Annotated in this window: 16 protein-coding genes and 1 tRNA gene; 9 read left to right on the top strand and 8 right to left on the bottom strand. The window is 64.4% G+C overall.

Going from position 1 to position 15754, the window contains the following annotated elements; genetic code table 11:
* Positions 1–174 precede the first annotated feature (174 nt).
* On the bottom strand, positions 175–999 hold the full coding sequence (locus ACCQ05_RS02785) for a glycosyltransferase family 2 protein (protein ID WP_228964461.1): 825 nt from the start codon (positions 997–999) through the stop codon (positions 175–177).
* Here ACCQ05_RS02785 and ACCQ05_RS02790 point away from each other — a divergent pair, their 5' ends adjacent.
* Positions 1000–2058: a CDP-glycerol glycerophosphotransferase family protein gene (locus ACCQ05_RS02790; RefSeq protein ID WP_228964462.1), complete on the top strand. Its 1059-nt coding sequence runs from the start codon at positions 1000–1002 to the stop codon at positions 2056–2058.
* 89 nt (positions 2059–2147) lie between these two features.
* On the opposite strand, the gene ACCQ05_RS02795 is transcribed toward ACCQ05_RS02790, so the two are convergent.
* The 3 genes from ACCQ05_RS02795 to ribA all read right to left on the bottom strand — a co-directional run bounded on the left by ACCQ05_RS02795 (position 2148) and on the right by ribA (position 5658).
* Positions 2148–3650, bottom strand: a complete 1503-nt coding sequence (locus ACCQ05_RS02795; RefSeq protein ID WP_372392852.1) for a PH domain-containing protein — start codon at positions 3648–3650, stop codon at positions 2148–2150.
* A complete protein-coding gene (locus ACCQ05_RS02800) occupies positions 3647–4123 on the bottom strand; it encodes a PH domain-containing protein (RefSeq protein WP_104542369.1) in 477 nt (158 codons plus the stop codon). Before ACCQ05_RS02800 ends, ACCQ05_RS02795 begins: the two co-directional genes overlap by 4 nt.
* Positions 4124–4524: 401 nt before the next feature.
* Positions 4525–5658: a GTP cyclohydrolase II RibA gene (gene ribA, locus ACCQ05_RS02805; protein ID WP_372392853.1), complete on the bottom strand. Its 1134-nt coding sequence runs from the start codon at positions 5656–5658 to the stop codon at positions 4525–4527.
* A gap of 241 nt (positions 5659–5899) precedes the next feature.
* On the opposite strand from ribA, the gene ACCQ05_RS02810 reads away from it, so the two are divergent.
* Positions 5900–6421: a GNAT family N-acetyltransferase gene (locus ACCQ05_RS02810; RefSeq protein WP_372392854.1), complete on the top strand. Its 522-nt coding sequence runs from the start codon at positions 5900–5902 to the stop codon at positions 6419–6421.
* A 278-nt stretch (positions 6422–6699) separates the two neighbouring features.
* Here the strand turns inward: ACCQ05_RS02810 and ACCQ05_RS02815 are convergent, their stop codons facing one another.
* Positions 6700–7716: a lauroyl acyltransferase gene (locus tag ACCQ05_RS02815; RefSeq protein ID WP_372392855.1), complete on the bottom strand. Its 1017-nt coding sequence runs from the start codon at positions 7714–7716 to the stop codon at positions 6700–6702.
* Here ACCQ05_RS02815 and dtd point away from each other — a divergent pair.
* The 7 genes from dtd (at position 7715) to ACCQ05_RS02850 (ending at position 13192) form a co-directional block, all read left to right on the top strand.
* Entirely contained in the window at positions 7715–8155 is a 441-nt protein-coding gene (gene dtd, locus ACCQ05_RS02820) for a D-aminoacyl-tRNA deacylase (protein ID WP_372392856.1), read from the top strand. The two genes, ACCQ05_RS02815 and dtd, sit on opposite strands and share 2 nt — an antisense overlap.
* 108 nt (positions 8156–8263) lie before the next feature.
* On the top strand, positions 8264–10141 hold the full coding sequence (gene rpoD / locus ACCQ05_RS02825; RefSeq protein ID WP_104542252.1) for an RNA polymerase sigma factor RpoD: 1878 nt from the start codon (positions 8264–8266) through the stop codon (positions 10139–10141).
* Positions 10142–10316: 175 nt separating this feature from the next.
* Positions 10317–10640, top strand: coding sequence for a DUF6566 family protein (locus tag ACCQ05_RS02830; RefSeq protein ID WP_228964466.1), 324 nt, complete (start codon positions 10317–10319; stop codon positions 10638–10640).
* A gap of 138 nt (positions 10641–10778) precedes the next feature.
* Positions 10779–10854, top strand: a tRNA-Ile gene (locus tag ACCQ05_RS02835).
* A 416-nt stretch (positions 10855–11270) separates the two neighbouring features.
* A complete protein-coding gene (locus ACCQ05_RS02840) occupies positions 11271–11828 on the top strand; it encodes a hypothetical protein (protein WP_372392857.1) in 558 nt (185 codons plus the stop codon).
* Between the two features lie 14 nt (positions 11829–11842).
* On the top strand, positions 11843–12346 hold the full coding sequence (locus ACCQ05_RS02845) for a hypothetical protein (RefSeq protein ID WP_372392858.1): 504 nt from the start codon (positions 11843–11845) through the stop codon (positions 12344–12346).
* A 33-nt stretch (positions 12347–12379) separates the two neighbouring features.
* A complete protein-coding gene (locus ACCQ05_RS02850) occupies positions 12380–13192 on the top strand; it encodes an XVIPCD domain-containing protein (RefSeq protein WP_372393892.1) in 813 nt (270 codons plus the stop codon).
* A gap of 123 nt (positions 13193–13315) precedes the next feature.
* On the opposite strand, the gene ACCQ05_RS02855 is transcribed toward ACCQ05_RS02850, so the two are convergent.
* From ACCQ05_RS02855 to ACCQ05_RS02865, 3 genes are all read right to left on the bottom strand, one after another.
* A protein-coding gene (locus ACCQ05_RS02855; RefSeq protein ID WP_372392859.1) for an IS3 family transposase occupies positions 13316–14418 on the bottom strand; the annotation gives its coding sequence in 2 pieces (ribosomal slippage) (positions 13316–14160 and positions 14160–14418; 1104 coding nt in all).
* A gap of 304 nt (positions 14419–14722) precedes the next feature.
* Positions 14723–15160: an FAD-dependent oxidoreductase gene (locus ACCQ05_RS02860; protein ID WP_372392860.1), complete on the bottom strand. Its 438-nt coding sequence runs from the start codon at positions 15158–15160 to the stop codon at positions 14723–14725.
* Positions 15126–15617 carry an FAD-dependent oxidoreductase gene (locus tag ACCQ05_RS02865; protein ID WP_372392861.1) on the bottom strand — a complete coding sequence of 164 codons (492 nt, stop codon included), beginning with the start codon at positions 15615–15617 and terminating at the stop codon, positions 15126–15128. The genes ACCQ05_RS02860 and ACCQ05_RS02865 overlap by 35 nt, the downstream gene beginning before the upstream one ends.
* Between the last annotated feature and the right edge of the window lie 137 nt (positions 15618–15754).

Genomic DNA, 15754 nt, shown 5'->3' on the forward strand with positions numbered 1-15754 from the left:
GGCGCTATCGGGTTGCTGGTGCGTGGGAGCAGCGCAGGACAAACGGATCTGGTGCGTACGCGCGGGTGGCCGTCTTCGCGCCTGTGCATGCCCCGTCGAGACACCACGACGGCCACGCTTGCGAACATCGTCCATCGCTGATCGGCGGTTGCATCGCCGGCGTATCGGTTGCGCTCAGTCGCTTGGTCGATCCGGTGCGCGCGGTGGGTCCTGCACCGGCTGGTGATGCTGCAACAGCCACAGCATGATGGTCTTCTGGCGCACGTAGTTGGCGCGCACGTAGGCGTAGATCAGCCCGTGCCAGCCATCGCGAAACCCGCCACGCAGCAGATAGCCGCGCCAGAAGCGCCAGGCCGGCGCCAGCACCAGCTTGCTCCAGGTGGCGCGCTTGCCGCGTGCGTGATCGTGTTCGGCCATCATCTGCGCATAGCGCTGGGTCTTGGCCAGTTGCTGTGCCAGCGAGCGGTAGGGGTAGTGGATCAGATCGCCGGCCAGGGTGATCACCGTACCATCGACGCTGGCGGCCTCGTGGATCTCGCGCTTGCCGCGCCAGCCGCCACGGCGCCGGTCGAACAGGCGCAGTACGCGGTCCGGGTACGCATTGCCGTGGCGCAGGAAGCGACCGAAATAGTCCGACAGCCGCGCGAACCGGTAGCCGGCCGCACCGGCAAAACCGGCATCGCGTGCAGCGAGGATGGCATCGCGCAGGACGTCGCCGATGCGTTCGTCCGCATCCAGGCACAGCACCCAGTCGTGGCTGGCCTGCGCCACGCAATACGCCTTCTGGCTGCGGTAACCGTCGAAGGCGCGTTGCAGCACGCGCGCGCCATGCGCACCGGCGATGGCCGCGGTGGCGTCGGTGGAGCCGGAGTCCACCACCACGATCTCGTCGCAGAATGCCAGCGAGGTCAGGCAGTCGCGTAGGCGATCGGCCTCGTTGAACGCGATAATGCAGGCGCTGATGCGCGGCCGTTGGTCGGGTGCGGTCGAAGAGGACATGTGATGGCCGATTACCTGCTGTTCGCAACGGAACGTTACGCCTTGCCTATTCTGGCGCCATTGGCCCAGGCATTACAGGCCCGCGGCGATGCGGTGGCCGCCTGGTACGAAGGCGGCGCGCGCGGCCTGGTGCTGCCGGGCGTGCGCGAAGTCGGCCTGCGCGAGGCGCTGGCCTTGCGTCCGCGTGCGGTATTCAGCGCGGCCAACTGGGTGGCGCCGTTCGTGTCAGGCGCCAAGGTGCAGCTGTTCCACGGATTCAACGTGCAAAAGCGCGAAGACAACCGCGGCCATTTCCGCGTGCGTGGGCTGTTCGATCTGTATTGCACGCAAGGCCCGGCCACCACCGCGCCGTTCCGTGCGCTGGCCGCGCGCGAAGGGCATTTTGCGGTGGCCGAAACCGGCTGGCCCAAGCTCGACCCGGTGTTCCGCGACGATGGGGGGCACAGTGCCGCACTGCGCGCGCCAGCCAACGGACGCCCGGTGCTCCTGTTCGGTTCCACCTTCACCGAACGGTTGAGCGCAGCACCGGTGCTCTTTGACGAGATTGCCGCCGACATCGCGCGCGGCACGCATTACTGGCTGCTCACGCTGCACCCCAAGTGCGCGCCGGAATTGTTCGAGCGTTATCGCGCGCTGGCCGGTGCCAATGCGCACTTCGTCGAACCGGAACAGGTGATGGCCGCGCAGCGTGCGGCCGACGTGCTGGTGTCGGACACCTCGTCGATCGTGTCCGAGTTCGTGGTGCAGCACAAACCGGTGGTGACCTTCCGCAACCGCGTGCCGCAGCCGCATATGCTCGACTTCGAGCAGCCCGAGCAGCTGCCGCAACAGCTGGCGCGCGCGCTGGCGCCGGATGCCGAGTTGCGCAGCGCACTGGCCGCCTATGCCGATGCGATCCACCCGTATCGCGACGGGCATTCGTCGGAGCGGGTGATCGCCGCCACCGAGGACTTCATCGCCGGCAGGCTCGGTCCGCTACGGCGCAAACCGCTGGGCGCGCTGTGGCGAGGGCTACAGATCCGGCGCGAACTTGGCTACTGGGGTCCGGCGCAGCATTGAGGAGATAGCGCTGCCAACAGCTACGTCCGCACACTCCCCAATCCCCAATCCCCAATCCCCAATCCCGATTCCCGATTCCCGATTCCCGATCACCAACGCAGCTTGCGACGTGCCAGCGCAGCGCCGAGCTGCGCCTGCAGCACCTGCGCCTGCGCCAGCGGCACGAAGCGCAGCCGCAAGGCCGGGCCGGTGGCGCTGGCACCTGCGGTGTCCAGCCACAGCGTGGCGGTGCCGGTCAGCCGATCCAGCGGCGAGCGTTGTAGCTGCAGTGCCTGCAGCTTGTCCAGTTCGGCCAGCCGCCACCAGCGCCTCCACCAGCCACCGCGTACGGCCACGTAGCGCGCGTCCACGGCGTAACCCATGCGTTGTACCTGCCGATGCGCCTTGAACGCGCTCCACGGCAGCCAGAGCAGCAGCCACGCGGCTTGAGTTCCGAACTGCCACGCCAGCCCGGCCACCAGCGGCAGCAACAGCACGACCGTCGGCAGGCTCAGGCGCCACCAGCACCGCGTGGCAATGCCCTGCCATTGCGGCGGCGGCCAGGCGATACCCGGCAGCAGGCGTTGCAGCAGGGCGTCGCAGCGCTGCGGTTCGGCGATCGGCGCCAGCTCCTTCAGTGCGCTGCCGTGGGTGTCGCCGGTGCCGGCCACGGCGGTGTCCACGTGCAACTGGCGACGGCCGAACAGACGGTGCAGGCGGCTTTCGTACACCGTCCACGACTGGATGCGCCGCAACGCCACGCTGCTGCGGATGCGCGTCAGCAGGCCGCGCTCCACGGTGAGGCGGCGCTCCGATTCGCTGAGATGGAAGCGGTGATACTGCACCAGCGCCAGCGCCACCGAGAGCGCACGCATCGCCACCAGCACCGCCACGGTGGCCAGTACCGCCAGCGTGGCGGTCACTGCGGCGCCGGGATGGATCTGGCTGACGTAGCGGTACGCGATCTCGCCATTGGTCTCGATGAAGCTGGAGGCCACGCGGCGCGGAATCATCTGGTAGATCACGCCAAAGCTGGCGGCCACCACCACCATGCCGCGGTTGGAGATCAGGCCGAGCCGGATCACTTCGCCCATCGGCAGGCGCAGCAAGGTGTTGCCGTCGTCGGCCGGTGCCGGCGCGGCATCTGCAGGCTGCACGCGGCGCCGGATCAGGTCCTCCAGCGCCAGCGCCTGGTCCAGCCGCAGCACGCGCATTTCCGCCTCCGGCTTGTGCCCGCCGGCCGATTCCAGCCGCACTTCGGCCACGCCCGCCAGCCGATGCAGCAGCGATTGATGCACCACCACGTTATGGATACGGGCGAACGGAATATCGCGCCGGCTGCGTTCCAGCAGGCCGCTGCGGATCGCCACGCCATCGCTGCCGATGCGGTAGCGATAGGTGAAGTAGCGCAGCACCGAGATCGCCACCAGTACCGCCATCACCACGCCGGTGGCGATGTGGTCGGCAACGTCGCGGCTGCCATCGCGGCTGCCGAACACGATCAAGGCGACCAGCGGGACCAGGAACTGGCGGATCTGCTGCAGCAGCACGAACACCCACGACAGCGGATGCAGGCGCTGCTCGTCGTGGCCGGGCTGCTCGATCGCGCTCATAGCGCGTCGTCGTGGTGGTCGAGCTGGCGCGCGAGCCGGTCGCGCAGCTGCTCGGCATCGGTCCGATCCAGCCCGGACACCGCCACCGCATTGAGCCGGCTGCCGGCGGTATGCACTACCAGCGTGGTCAGGCCGGTGGCGCGTTCGATCGGCCCGCGGCGCAGGTCCACGTGCTGCACGCGCGAGATCGGCACCCGCGTATCGCTCTGCCACAGGTGGCCGCGTTGCAGTGCCAGACCGTGCTGGTCGAGTTTCCACAGCGTGAGCCGATGCCGTTTGACCGCCATCCACGCGCACAGCAGCGCGAGCAGCAGCGTCAGCCCCAGCACCACCGGCCAATAGCGCCAGGCGTGCAGCACGGTGACGGTCACCCCTGCGGCAATCAGACCGGCGCAGCCACCGCCGAGCGCGCCATTGATCGCCGCCACGTAGGCGCCGCGGCGAGGGAGCTGCTGCCACTGCGCATGGTCCACCGCAGGCGTCTGCGCAGCTGCAGCGGTGACCAGGATGTCGGGGTGCGGCGGTGGGGCGTCGTGCACGGTGCAGGCCTGCAGAAGCGGTTCGCAAGCATAGCCGGGCGCCCGGTCGACACGCACCCGCTGCTGCCTCGCATGGCCGGGCGTAGGGGGCCGATGAGAGCGGGTGATCGGGGGGGGGGCAGGCAGGCGCCGGGCGCGAAAGCAATGGCGATGGCAGCGCAGGTGCGTGCGCTACGACATTCGCACGTTTTTGGCAGGCCCCAATGGGGAGCCGGCGAAGGCGGGGCGATGCAGGGTAGGCCTGGTCACCAGGCACGCGCCGCCGGTGCGTGGGCCCCCTTGTCGACGCGACACGCAGGGGCCTTCCACGGCCGCGAAACGGCCTGGTCGGCTGGCTACTGCGCCGCCAGGATCAGCGCATCCACATCCAGCGCATGGCCGGCACGGCTGGCCTTGGTGCGCAGATACTGTTCGTTTTCCGCGGTGATGTCGCCGGTGACCGGAATGCGGTCTTCCACCACGATGCCGGCGGCGCGCAGGCGCTCGGCCTTGGCCGGATTGTTGGTCAGCAGGCGGATCCGGCCGATGCCCAGGCCGCGCAACATCGCCACCGCGCCGCCGTAGCGGCGCTCGTCCGGCCCGAAGCCCAGCTGCGCATCGGCATCGATGGTGTCCAGGCCGGCGTGTTGATACCCATAGGCGCGCATCTTGGCGGCGATACCGGTGCCGCGGCCCTCCTGGTCCAGATACAGCAGCACGCCGCCGCCCAGCTCCTTCAGCTTGGCCAGCCCATGCCGCAACTGGTCGCCGCAATCGCACTTGAGCGAGCCGAACAGGTCGCCGGTCAGGCACGAGGAATGCACACGCACCGGCACCGCCGCCGACAGGTCGGGCTGGCCGACCACGATCGCCACCTGGTCGCGCTGCGCCACGCCGCCGCGGAACACCACGAATTCGCTCATGCCCAGGCCGCGCAGCGGCACCGGGGTACGGGTGACCAGCTCGTAGCCGGCTGCGGCCGCCTTGGCGCAGCCGCTGCCCAGGTCGTCCAGCGCCAGCGACTGGCAGCCGGCGAAGGCGGCATGGTCGTGTACATCGCGCAGGTCCACCGCCAGCAGTGCCGGCAGCAGCAGTCCCAGCCGCGCGATCTCCACGCCGCCAGCATCCGTTGCGTCGCCCGCGGCCCACTGCGCCGGGACCGGGGTGTCGCGCAGATAGGCCAGCGCGGCCAGCTGGTCGTAGCTGTAGTCGGCCAGCGCGACGCGTGCGCCCTGCGGCGCGGTCAGCCCCAGCACCTGCGCGCGCGTGGGCGTGACGAACAGATAGTGGCGACCCTGCGCCGCACGCGCGAAGGCGGTGTACGACTGCGCGGTGCTGCTGTCCAGCGCCAGCACCGCACGCGACTGCCCGCCCGCAGCCGTCAGCAGCACCGGCCGGCCAGCACGCAACTCGGAGGCGGCGCGCTCGCAGCGGATTGCCGCCGGATCGCCGAAGGCCTGTGCGCTGGGGGAGGGAACGAGGCTGCTCATGCACGACTCCAGATGGGGATGGCCACGGCCGCTTCAAGGCGAACGCCGCCGCGCCGTTGCCGGACGCGTGACGCCATTGTCGCGTGCTTCGCAACCGACGGTTGCCACCGTCGGGTGGAACGCTGCATCCAGCGGCCGCGGATGAGTGACAGCACTGGCAGTAATTGGTTGCGCACCGGCCGCGTTGTTCAGCGCCCGGCAATGCTTTCTAATCGGCTGATCTTTCCGTTCAGCAGACCCCATGCGTCTCATCGACTGCAGCCAAGCGCGTCATGCCAGTGCGATCCTGGACATCTTCAACGAGGCGATCGCCCATTCGACTGCGCTGTACGACTACCGGCCGCGGCCGCCGGAAAGCATGGTCGGCTGGTTCGCCACCAAGCGCGCCGGCGGATTTCCGGTGATCGGCGTGGAAGATGCCGATGGCACGCTGATGGGCTTTGCCAGCTACGGCACCTTTCGCACCTGGCCGGCGTTCAAGTACAGCGTCGAGCATTCGATCTACGTGCACCGCGACCATCGCGGCAAAGGCCTGGGCCGCACCCTGCTGCAGGCCCTGATCGCCGCTGCCGAGGAGCGCGGCGTGCATGTGCTGGTCGGCGGGATCGATGCCAGCAACCAGGCCAGCATCGCCTTGCACGAGCAGTTCGGCTTCACCCATGCTGGCACCGTGCGCGAGGCCGGCTTCAAGTTCGGGCGCTGGCTGGACCTGGCATTCTATCAACGCATCCTGGCCACGCCTGCCGAGCCGCACGACGACTGAGCGTGGTGCGGCCGCGGACCGCCCGCGCTGCCAGGGCGGTGTGAAAGAAGGCCAGGAGCGGTATCGCGGTCTGCGCAGGAAAGGTGGAATGGCGCGACAGCCGCCGGCCCCAACGGCAGCGCATGGCAGTTTTGGCGGCCGTCTTGCATCTGTGGTGCAACGGTGCGATCACCGGCCCGCTGATTGCGCCTCGGCGCGGAAGGCCCAGGCCGTGCACGGCAACCTGGTGCGCGCATGCCGCGCATGCCGGCCAGGCCACGCGGGGCCTGGCTCCTTGCCTAGTGCGGGTGCCGCTCGGTGGCGTACGGGTTGGCCTCGCCGCTGCCCGGCGGGCGCAACGTGTAGCGCTTGTAGGTCCACTGGTACTGCGCCGGATCGCGCCGGGCGATCCGTTCGATGCCGGCATTGAGTGCGCTGGCCGCGCGCACCGGGTCGGGGTCGGCCACCGCCGGGTCGGCCGGCTGCACATGCAGTGCGAATTGCAGATCCTCGCCGGCACGCTCGCACCAGCCGTACAACACGGTGGCGCCGGTGCGCTCGGCCAGCCGGTTGACCAGGGTCATGGTCAGCGCCTGCCTGCCGAAGAACGGCGCGAACACGCCATCGCCCATCTTGGGCTGCTGGTCGGGCAGGATGCCGACCGCACCGCCGTCTTTGAGCACCTTGAACAACTGCCGCACTGCCGGGCCTTCGGCACGCACCTGGCGCACGTTGTCGCCGCCGCGCGCCAATTGCAGGAAACCGTCCACTGCCTCGGACTCTGGCGGCCGATAGACGATCGCGATCGGCCCGCGCTCGGACAGCCACTGATTGAGTAATTCCCAGTTGCCGAAATGCGGCGCCGCCACGATCACCCCGCGCCCGGACGCCAGCGCGGCGTCGTAGAGCTCCTGGCCGTTGCGTTGCAGGCGCGCCAGGTTTTCCGCCGGCGGGCGGGTCCAGGTGCGCAGCACTTCCAGGGTCTGGCGTGCGGTCGAGCGCAGGATCCGTGCATGCAGCTGCGCGCGTTGGGCATCGCTCAGCTCCGGATAGGCCAGTTCCAGATTGCGGCGTGCCACGCGCGCCTCGCGGGCATTGAGCTTGCGCCAGCTCCAGGCCAGCGCATCGGCCATGCGTTTGAGCAGCGGCCATGGCAGGCGGCCCATCATGGCGGCGGTGGCGTAGAGCAGGCGTGCGCGAACGTCGGATTTCATCGGCGCCATTCTAAACAGCGTAGCCGGCGACGATCCGTGGATGACAGCGCGGGCAGTGCTAGGCATGCTGCGCGGCACAGTTTGCTGCCCGAAAATGCTCATGCTTGCACTGATCCAGCGTGTCACCCGCGCCAGCGTCACGGTCGATGACCAGGTCGTCGGGCAGATCGGTCCCGGCCTGCTGGCCCTGGTCGGCGTGGAGCCCGACGACAGCGATGCGCAGATCCGGCGCCTGGCCGAGCGCCTGCTCAGCTACCGGGTATTCGGCGACGACGCCGGCAAGATGAACCGCTCACTCACCGATACCGGTGGCGGACTGCTGCTGGTCAGCCAGTTCACCCTGGCCGCGGACACCAGTTCCGGCAACCGGCCGGGCTTCAGCACCGCCGCGCCGCCCGAGCAGGCTGAACGTGCGTTCAATCAATTGGTGGCGATCTGCCGCGAAAAACACCGCGCCGGGGTGGAAACCGGGCGCTTCGGTGCCCATATGGTTGTCGACCTGGTCAACGACGGCCCGGTGACCTTCCTTCTCAGACCCTAGATACAGCACGTCCACCAGCGGTCCGGTCTTGATTCCGGCAGACCGGGCTTCACGCTGGTATAATGCTAGGTCCTCTTTCCAATCTCAAAGCCGGTGGCGCGAGCACTCATGGCCAACGAACGTCCTGCCCAGCAATCCGACATCAAGCTACTGATCAGCAAGGGCCTGGAACAGGGCTATCTGACCTACGCCGAAGTCAATGACCATCTGCCCGACGACCTTGTCGATCCGGAGCAGATCGAAGACATCATCAGCATGATCAACGGCATGGGCATCGATGTCCATGAAGTTGCACCCGATGCCGAAACCCTGTTGCTCAACGACGGCAACACCGGCAACCGCGAGGTTGACGACACTGCCGCCGAAGAAGCCGCCGCCGCGCTGACCGCGCTCGATACCGAAGGTGGCCGCACCACCGACCCGGTGCGCATGTACATGCGCGAAATGGGTACGGTGGAGCTGCTGACCCGCGAAGGCGAAATCGCCATCGCCAAGCGCATCGAAGAAGGCCTGAGCCAGGTCCAGGCCGCGCTGGGTGTGTTCCCGTTGTCCACCGAAATGCTGCTGGCCGATTACGAAGCGCACAAGGAAGGCAAGAAGCGTCTGGCCGAGATCGTGGTCGGCTTCAACGATCTGATCGAAGAGGCCGACGCCGCTGCCGCTGCGCTGGCTGCCGCCGGCCCGGTCGCCGTGTCCGACGATGAAGCGGTGGACGAAGACGACGACGAAGATGGCGATGACGACGCCGCCGAGGAAGAAGCCGGCCCGACCGGTCCGGACCCGGTGGAAGTGGCCACGCGCATGGAGAACCTGGCCAACGAATACGCCAAGTTCAAGAAGGCCTATGCCAAGAACGGCGCCGAGCACAAGCTGGTGGTCAAGGCGCGCGAAGACGTGGCGGCGATTTTCACCACCTTCAAGCTGCCGTTGCCCCTGACCGACGCGCTGGTCACCCAGCTGCGTGGCGTGGTCAACGGCATCAAGGATCACGAGCGCAAGGTGCTGCACTTGGCCACCACCGTGGCGCGCATGCCGCGCAAGGACTTCATTCGCTCCTGGGAAGGCAACCAGACCAACCTGGAATGGGTGGAAGACGCGCTCAAGCGCAAGCAGAAGTGGTCGTCGGCGCTGCGCGACGTCAAGGACCAGATCGTCTCCGAGCAGCAAGGCTCGATCGAGATGGAGAAGGCCAATTACCTGACCCTGGCCGAGATCAAGGAAATCAGCCGTGCGATGGCCTATGGCGAAGCCAAGGCGCGCAAGGCCAAGAAGGAAATGGTCGAGGCCAACCTGCGCCTGGTGATCTCCATCGCCAAGAAGTACACCAACCGCGGCCTGCAGTTCCTGGACCTGATCCAGGAAGGCAACATCGGCCTGATGAAGGCCGTGGACAAGTTCGAATACCGTCGCGGTTACAAGTTCTCCACGTATGCAACGTGGTGGATCCGCCAGGCCATTACCCGTTCGATCGCCGACCAGGCGCGCACCATCCGTATTCCGGTGCACATGATCGAGACGATCAACAAGTTGAACCGCATTTCCCGCCAGATGCTCCAGCAGTTCGGCCGCGAGGCTACGCCGGAAGAACTGGCCAAGGAAATGGACATGCCGGAAGACAAGATCCGCAAGGTGATGAAGATCGCCAAGGAGCCGATCTCGATGGAAACCCCGATCGGCGACGACGAGGATTCGCATCTGGGCGACTTCATCGAGGACACCAATGTGGAGTCCCCGATCGACAACACCACCAACATCAATCTTTCCGAGACGGTGCGTGATGTGTTGGCCGGCCTGACCCCGCGCGAAGCCAAGGTGCTGCGGATGCGTTTCGGCATCGACATGAACACCGATCACACCCTGGAAGAAGTGGGCAAGCAGTTCGACGTCACCCGCGAGCGCATTCGCCAGATAGAGGCCAAGGCGTTGCGCAAACTGCGTCACCCCAGCCGTTCGGAGCAGCTGCGCTCGTTCCTGGATATCGACTGATCCGTCAGTCGTAGCGGTCACTCGATCACACAACAGCCCCGCACATGCGGGGCTGTTGCGTTGTGGGGCTTGGTGGAGCGAGGCTTGCCGCGTGTGCTGATGGGCATAGCGCAGGCGCGGTGACGCAGCTTCACGTTGTGGCGATGAAACCGCACCGCAACGCACGATTAAGCGAATGTTTCCTTCGCTCTCACCTGACGTTCCAGCCGGATCTTCTACGTTGGTACGCGCATGGAAACGGGATCGTCCGATGACCAGGCAAAGCCGCTTCGAGACCACCACGTACCGCGCTCACGAGATCCGCGTGCATGCCGCACAGGCCTTGCCCACGGCCGGGTGGACGCTCTGGGTCGATGTCTACGCCGACAACGGCAGCATGCGGCTACCGCGCATCAGCAACCAGGACCAGAGTTGGGAGACCTACCAGGAGGCCATCGCGCAGGGCTTCCGTGCAGGCCGTCAACTCATCGACAGGCAGCAACAGAATGCCGTTGCTTGAGAACGGACCTACCCACCTGCCTGACCTGTTGCACCCAACCTGACATGCAGCAGACAAGCTCGCGGACAGACAGGTAAACTTGCCCCACTCCTGTGGGCCCGATCGCATAGATGCGGCAGCAGCGAGCGCTGTGCAGCAGGGCCTATAGCTCAACGGTTAGAGCAGAGGACTCATAATCCTTTGGTTCCAGGTTCGAATCCTGGTGGGCCCACCACGTGCATCCATGACGGATGTTGTGCACGCTTGAGGAAGAGCAGCTTCCAGAAGTGAACCTTACCCTGAGGTTTGGGAAAGAGAGACGCGAACACATGCGGAGCGCTTGAGAGCACCGGGTGTGCGCCATAGGTCCACAATCCGTGCGCGTGGGGCTGGCGCGTGGATAGGGAATCTAGGTAGTTGGCAGCGGAATCAGTGACATAGCGCAGTCTGTGCCGCACTAGGTGACGTGCGAAGCTGCGAAGGATGCCGATTGTGTGTTGTAGTGGTCGAGAGGCCCCCCAGAGGGGGGAATCGCGCGACGTTTCGGAGTCAGATACCCTCGCGGAAATCTCTAGCAAACATTTCGGAGGGACATATGGCGGACCATATGGGCGGCATGCGCCGCCAACAGCCAGAGGCCAAGGAAAAGTGATGAGCATGGGCACCTATCGCCTCAATCCGTGCGTCGTCTTTGCCGGACTGCTTTGCGTTTCTATTACAGGGTGCACATCGCCCGCACAGCCAGTTGCGTCACAGCACGAATATCGGGATCAGCGAAGTGAGCGTGCTTCGGTCGCTTGTCCCTCTACGGATTTCAGCACGTTTCTTCAGCGATACGCTGATGTTGCCAATGACGACGTACGTCGCCGTTTCACTGACGACCCGTTGGAGTACGAGGTCCCGACCCATACGGTTGAGGAAGAAACTGAGTCATCACCGATTACGCATATCTCAAAGCAAACCGGTCCTTCCCGCCTTGAATTGTTCTCTTACAGATACTTCAAGGATGCAGAAGTATTCGATCAAATGGCTGCAGGACGAAGCAAGCCTGAGCCAAAGAGCAAGGTCGGCTCTCCAGTCTCCATAGAGCTGACGGCGGGTGAAGGCCGTAGGGTAAGTTTCGGTATGGAGTATGAAGTAGATACTTACATATTCGAGAGGCGTCAGGGCTGTTGGTACCTGACGCGTGCGGTTAACCTTAGGGACTAACAAGGAGTTCGGATATGGCAACGCAGGATGTTAAACAGCAGGTCCCCTATCGCGTCATTCAACTTGAGTGGGATGTGGACAAAGGCTCGCACAACGAGGCTGTCGGGAGTTTCGATGAGCTTGTTACGCACCACCCCAAAAGCAACAGTGATGCTCATTTGGTCAACGGCAAAGTCGTTGGCGGTCAAGCGGGTCGTACACTCGGTATGATTGGCGGTGAAATCCAGGAGATTGAGGTCGCCAAGGCAGGTAAGGACTATGGTCTTCGTCCTGATCAGGTCTTGCTGAAGAAGGATTTCATGCTTGAGGACTCCAGGTTACCCTCGGGGCCGTCTTCAAGATCGCTCGATGTCCCTTCGCCGGTTGCTGGCGTTGTTGGTACGGTCAACACGTCGAGGGGGCTGGTTGATGTACTGGATCGGGAAGGCGGTGATGTCATCCTCCGCGTCCGACATATGTCGCCACTCCATGTAAAAGCTGGCGATCAGGTGGAATACGGTCAGGCATTGGGCGTATAGGGCAAGCAGGCCACAGAAGCAATTCACGTGCATATGGAAGTGGACAGTCGCTACTACCGGCACTACGAGAACTATGTCGGCGATTTAGTCAGCGGCCGCCTATCGATCGACGCAGACAGGCGGAATCGGGGCATTGAACCTAGACCATTCGTGGATGATGGAACAATCCGCATCGGCGAATCTTCAGATATGGTTCGTCGAGTGCAAAAAACGTTGAATGCCGAGGGCTACCGAGGTGCGGACAACCAACCTCTTCAGGAAGATGGTGTCTATCGCCTGTCGATGCAGGCAGCAGTGATCAACTACCAGGAAGCTCATGGCCTTTCTAAGACGGGTGACATTGATCCTGCTACGTTGCAGCAGATTGCTCCGCGCACCTTTCCGCCTGAGGTATATAGAGACGATCACGATGCAGAGCCAACGTATCGAAATATTCAGGGCGCCGCGCCGTCACAAGACCCGCTACATCGTCAAGCCGAAGATGCGGTGCGCCGCCTTGAACATGGTCTTGGCCGAGACTATGACGACAATAGCGCTCGGCTAGCCGCTAGTAGTGCGTGTCTAGCCAAGGAAAACGGACTGTCCCGGATCGATCATATTGTGTTGAGCAATCAAACAGCTTCCGTGGGGCAGGGCGAGAATGTATTCGTTGTCGAAGGAGCATTAGATAATCCTGCTCATATGAGGGCATATATGAAAACGAGCGACGCTATTGCACAGCCGGTAGATCAGTCCCTCGCACAATTGCAGGCGCTGAATGAAACGCAGCGGCAGCAACAAGCCCAGAAACAAGCCCAGCAACAGGATCAGCAGCTCGGTGGGCCTCAGCCTCCTCAAATGGTATGAGGCTGTTGAAGCCGTTGCTTCTACCGGCGTCCTACGCGCCTTCAGATGGCCCTACAGGTGCATTGTCACCGTCTTTGGGCTTGCACTCGACCCGACGTCTCCCATCCTGAGTAGCAGGCGGGTCTAGAGTCCGGGGTTGATGATATCGGTGTTGGCCAGCCGTTGGGCATACGCTGAGGGCGTCATGCCGCCGATTGCCTTCTTGGGGCGCTCCTCGTTGTATTCGCGTCGCCAGCGCTCGATATCGGTACGTGCATGCAGCAGTGTGGGGAACCAGTGCTCGTTGAGGCATTCATCGCGTAGCCGGCCGTTGAACGATTCCACGTAGGCGTTCTGGTTCGGCTTGCCGGGCTGGATGAGCCGAAGCTGCACGCCACGAGCATGCGCCCAGGCCACCATGGCCTGGCCGCAAAACTCCTTGCCGTTGTCGGTGCGGATCACCTTCGGCAGGCCGCGACTGTGTGCCAGTCGCTCCAGCACCCGCACCACGCCGTGGCCGGAGATCGCGCGTTCCACCTCGATGGCGAGCGCTTCGTGTGTCGCATCGTCCACGATCACCAGGCACTTGATCGCCCGGCCCTCGGCGGTGCGGTCGAACATGAAGTCCATCGACCACACCTGGTTGGCCTGCTCTGGTCGCAGCAGCGGCTGACGCTCGCCGATTGGCACCTTCTTGCGTTTGCGGCACCGCACTTGCAGCTGCTGCTCGCGGTACAGCCGCTCCACACGCTTGTAGTTCACGATGCGGCCTTCCTGCCGGAGTTTGAGATAGATCATCCCTACGCCATAGCGGCGATGGCGATGCGCCAATGCCAGGATGCGCTCGCGAAGTTCGACGTTGTGATCCTCGCGTGGGCAGTAGCGCAGCGCACTGGCGCTCATGCCGATCACGGCCAAGGCCCGGCGCTCGCTGGCGCCACGTCCCATCCACTCGCGCACCAGCGCACGACGTGCCGGTGCGCCGACTATTTTTTTCGCAGCGCATCCTTGATCAGGTCGTTCTCGAACACTTGCTCGGCCAGCAGCTTCTTCAGCCGCGCGTTCTCGGCCTCCAGGTCCTTGAGCCGCTTGGCGTCGGGCACGCTCATCCCGCCGAACTTGCTGCGCCACAGTTTGTACGAGGCCTCGCTGAAGCCATGTCGCCGGCACAGATCCTTGATCGCCACGCCGGCCTCGGCCTCGCGCAGAAAGCCGATGATCTGCTCGTCAGTAAAACGTTTCTTCACGTCCAATCTCCTTCGGGTAGGGAATTGGATTCCAAACTGGTGTGCTACTCAAAATCGGGGGGGCGTCGGATTTGTCACACTCGTCAAGATCGGCTTCCTGCAGTCGCGGTCTGTGAGAAAAGATCAGCTGACTATCAGCCTCTCACCTCCCCAGGCTTCCCACATTTTCGTTAGGCTCCACCGCATGGGCATCCCGCTACAACTGCAAGGATCATTCGGCGTAGGCATCTACTCCTTTGCCGAGCTCATTTGGAGAATCTCCGGCACTGCGTGTCGTGATGTGCTCGAAGTTTGTCGATGTCGCTTAAACGAGCATCGATTGCTGGGCGGAGATCGCCGCCGTTGCGCCTTGCCATGATGCAGTGGTGACCGAGGGCATTCCGGGATTGGCGAGGTCGCCTGCGGCGTAGATGCCGGGCATGTTGGTTTCGCGGCGCTCGTCGACCTTGAGGGCGATGCCGGTTGGCGTGTTGACCGTGGCCAGGCCCAGCGATTCATGCAGGCTTGCCGATGGCGTGGTGCGCGGATGCGCAAACAAGATATCGACCGCAACGTCGGAGCCGTCATTGATGCTGATGGTGGCACCGTGGTCCCCGTGACGGGCAATCCCGGTCATCCGACCATCGGCCACAGGCACGTTGCGGTTTGCCAGATCAGCCCGCAGCTCGGGTGCAATGGCATGGCCATCGGCAAGGACCGTCAGCCTGTCAGTCCAATCGTGGAACAGCCTGACCTGGTTCATCGACTGCGGGCCGGACCAGACCAGGCCCCAATGTTGCGAGGCGACTTCGAAACCATCGCAGTAAGGGCAGGGCACGATGGATGTCCCCCCAGTTTTCGGCATAGCCCGGCACCGCTGGCAATTGGTCGACGACGCCATAGCTCAGGATCAGGCGACGCGCCTTCAGGCGTTCGCGATCGTCGGTGACCACGCAGAACTCGTCGATAACGCCCGACACCCGCTCGGCCCGTGCATTGATCAGCCTGATCGTTGGGTAGCGCGCAAGCTGCTGCCGCGCCTCGGCCAGGATGTGCAGCGGTGGCTTGTGATCGTGGCCGAGCACGCCGTGCGAATGCCCGGCAAAGCGGTTACGCGGCCGACCGGTGTCCAGGACAGTCACCTTGCGGCGGGCACGGCAGAGCTTCAGGGCGGCGGCAAGACCTGCAAAGCTGCCGCCGATGATGATGACGTCATACATAGGATAGGTACCGAGTTGAAGGAGAGAGACACGTGCGTGGCGAGGCGCCGCAGCAAGGACCTGTTGAGCCCGCGGCTTGCGCTTTTTAGTACTCGTAAGTACCCTAAATACAGAATTAGGATACTGTAAAGGACTAA

The organism is Xanthomonas sp. NCPPB 3582 (assembly GCF_041475735.2).
GTDB lineage: Bacteria > Pseudomonadota > Gammaproteobacteria > Xanthomonadales > Xanthomonadaceae > Xanthomonas > Xanthomonas codiaei.

What these genes read in the sequence shown, in the direction of transcription:
- ACCQ05_RS02845 (WP_372392858.1), top strand. Translation starts at nt 11,843, where the DNA reads ATGGCAACGCAGGATGTTAAACAGCAGGTCCCCTATCGCGTCATTCAA.
- ACCQ05_RS02850 (WP_372393892.1), top strand. Translation starts at nt 12,380, where the DNA reads ATGGAAGTGGACAGTCGCTACTACCGGCACTACGAGAACTATGTCGGC.
- dtd (WP_372392856.1), top strand. Translation starts at nt 7,715, where the DNA reads ATGCTTGCACTGATCCAGCGTGTCACCCGCGCCAGCGTCACGGTCGAT.
- ACCQ05_RS02785 (WP_228964461.1), bottom strand. Translation starts at nt 999, where the DNA reads ATGTCCTCTTCGACCGCACCCGACCAACGGCCGCGCATCAGCGCCTGC.
- ACCQ05_RS02830 (WP_228964466.1), top strand. Translation starts at nt 10,317, where the DNA reads ATGTTTCCTTCGCTCTCACCTGACGTTCCAGCCGGATCTTCTACGTTG.
- ACCQ05_RS02815 (WP_372392855.1), bottom strand. Translation starts at nt 7,716, where the DNA reads ATGAGCATTTTCGGGCAGCAAACTGTGCCGCGCAGCATGCCTAGCACT.
- ACCQ05_RS02810 (WP_372392854.1), top strand. Translation starts at nt 5,900, where the DNA reads ATGCGTCTCATCGACTGCAGCCAAGCGCGTCATGCCAGTGCGATCCTG.
- ACCQ05_RS02840 (WP_372392857.1), top strand. Translation starts at nt 11,271, where the DNA reads ATGAGCATGGGCACCTATCGCCTCAATCCGTGCGTCGTCTTTGCCGGA.
- ACCQ05_RS02795 (WP_372392852.1), bottom strand. Translation starts at nt 3,650, where the DNA reads ATGAGCGCGATCGAGCAGCCCGGCCACGACGAGCAGCGCCTGCATCCG.
- ribA (WP_372392853.1), bottom strand. Translation starts at nt 5,658, where the DNA reads ATGAGCAGCCTCGTTCCCTCCCCCAGCGCACAGGCCTTCGGCGATCCG.
- rpoD (WP_104542252.1), top strand. Translation starts at nt 8,264, where the DNA reads ATGGCCAACGAACGTCCTGCCCAGCAATCCGACATCAAGCTACTGATC.
- ACCQ05_RS02865 (WP_372392861.1), bottom strand. Translation starts at nt 15,617, where the DNA reads ATGTATGACGTCATCATCATCGGCGGCAGCTTTGCAGGTCTTGCCGCC.
- ACCQ05_RS02860 (WP_372392860.1), bottom strand. Translation starts at nt 15,160, where the DNA reads ATGAACCAGGTCAGGCTGTTCCACGATTGGACTGACAGGCTGACGGTC.